We start from the raw sequence: 1,677 nt of genomic DNA on the forward strand, positions 1-1,677 counted from the left end.
CGCCGCCATCGAAGCCGCCCGCGCCGGTGAAGCCGGTCGTGGTTTCGCCGTGGTCGCCGACGAAGTCCGCGCCCTGGCGCAACGCACGCAGAAATCCACCGAGGAAATCGAAGGCCTGGTGGCCGGCCTGCAGAACGGCACCCAGCAAGTGGCCAACGTGATGAACAACAGCCGCAGCCTGACCGACAGCAGCGTCGACCTGACCCGCAAGGCCGGTGCCTCCCTGGAGAACATCACCCGCACGGTGTCGAACATCCAGTCGATGAACCAGCAGATCGCCGCCGCTGCCGAACAGCAGAGCGCCGTGGCCGAGGAAATCAGCCGCAGCATCATCAACGTGCGCGACGTCTCGGAACAGACCGCCGCCGCCAGCGATGAAACCGCCGCCTCCAGCGTCGAACTGGCCCGCCTGGGCAACCAGCTGCAAATGATGGTCAGCCACTTCCGCGTCTGACCCTCGCCTTCGCCCCGGGAACAACGAGGCGCCCACAAGGAAGTGGGCCCCCATCGCCACCGCACAATCACCCCTCCCGCAACACCCCCTGCCGGCCCGTCCCATCCAGCAACGCATCCACCACCGCCCGCGCCATCTCCACCGAATGGATCATCGACCAGATCAAGCCACGCTCGATGCCGCTGGCACTGGTGATCTCATCCGCCGTCTCCTCGGCACACTTGAGCAACAACGACACATGCAACAACGCCTCCTCGGCACTGACCCCGGCGCGCACCGCGAACAACGGCCGACCGTTACCGTCGCGACAACCGAAAGAAGCACTGCCGGTTTCCAGCAAAGCACAATGCAAAGGCTCCCCCTCGACACGACTGTCCAGCGCCTGACGAAGGGTTTGATTGGGGATTTCCAACTGAACGATCCGCTCGCGACTGGGCGAAAGCATGGGCGGATCGGGGACGAGCTTTTTCATGGTGGATCCTCTTGGAATGGAGCCACCACCTACCGCTGCTAAACGAATGAGGGTGGCAGCTGTACGCGGGTTAGCAGACCGGTCCAAGAATCCGGCGCACCCGAAGGCGCCCCACGCACAGCCGCCATGACAGCAACCGAAAAAAGCTGGTTGAGCTGACAGCGATACCTGCGTGACTTGGAAGCGAGCTGCTAAACCCGATCACCGAAAAACCGGTGACAAACCCGAGGCTAGACAGCGCCCTTCCCAGACGCAAGCGCCCCGGAGTTTCTCGGAAAAGCCTTACAAAATAAAGCGAAGAGCCTCACTTTCAGACAGCGTCCTACACAACAAAACCTGTCATCCGCAGGGCCTGATCGCGAGCAAGCTCGCTCCTACAAAAGGCGCCGATATAGCCGGATCTCTGTAGCCGCTGCCGAGCCTGCGAGGCTGCGATAGGACCGTAGGTCCTCCTGCGGTCTCAAGATCCTGCGCCCGCTTCGCGGTCGATCGCAGCCTCGCAAGCTCGGCAGCGGCTACAGGGTTCAGCGTCGACCGGCAGGTCGCGCCCGGCTTTGGCTTTGGCTTTTGATCTTGCTTTGGCTTTTGATCTTGCTCTGGCTTTTGATCCACCCGCCCCATCGGGAGGCCGAGCGGAGGTGTTCATCAGGGGGATGGCGCGCAGCGCCCCTCGACGCAGTCGAGGACATCGTATGGAGGTCGAAGCGAAGCCGACCGGAGTCGATGCCCCCTGATGGACACCGGAGCGAGG

At 63.0% G+C, this 1,677-nt stretch carries 2 protein-coding genes; one reads left to right on the top strand and one right to left on the bottom strand.

Going from position 1 to position 1,677, the window contains the following annotated elements; genetic code table 11:
- A partial coding sequence (locus DK261_RS25340) for a methyl-accepting chemotaxis protein (RefSeq protein ID WP_256597606.1) occupies nucleotides 1–454 on the top strand: 454 nt, incomplete at its 5' end.
- 67 nt (nucleotides 455–521) lie between these two features.
- Here DK261_RS25340 and DK261_RS25345 read toward each other — a convergent pair.
- Entirely contained in the window at nucleotides 522–926 is a 405-nt protein-coding gene (locus DK261_RS25345) for a DUF3077 domain-containing protein (RefSeq protein ID WP_110176747.1), read from the bottom strand.
- Nucleotides 927–1,677 lie beyond the last annotated feature (751 nt).

The organism is Pseudomonas sp. RW409, from assembly GCF_003184125.1.
GTDB lineage: Bacteria > Pseudomonadota > Gammaproteobacteria > Pseudomonadales > Pseudomonadaceae > Aquipseudomonas > Aquipseudomonas chlororaphis_I.

Excerpts from the sequence above, each read along its gene's own strand:
- DK261_RS25345 (WP_110176747.1), bottom strand. The coding sequence starts at position 926 with ATGAAAAAGCTCGTCCCCGATCCGCCCATGCTTTCGCCCAGTCGCGAG.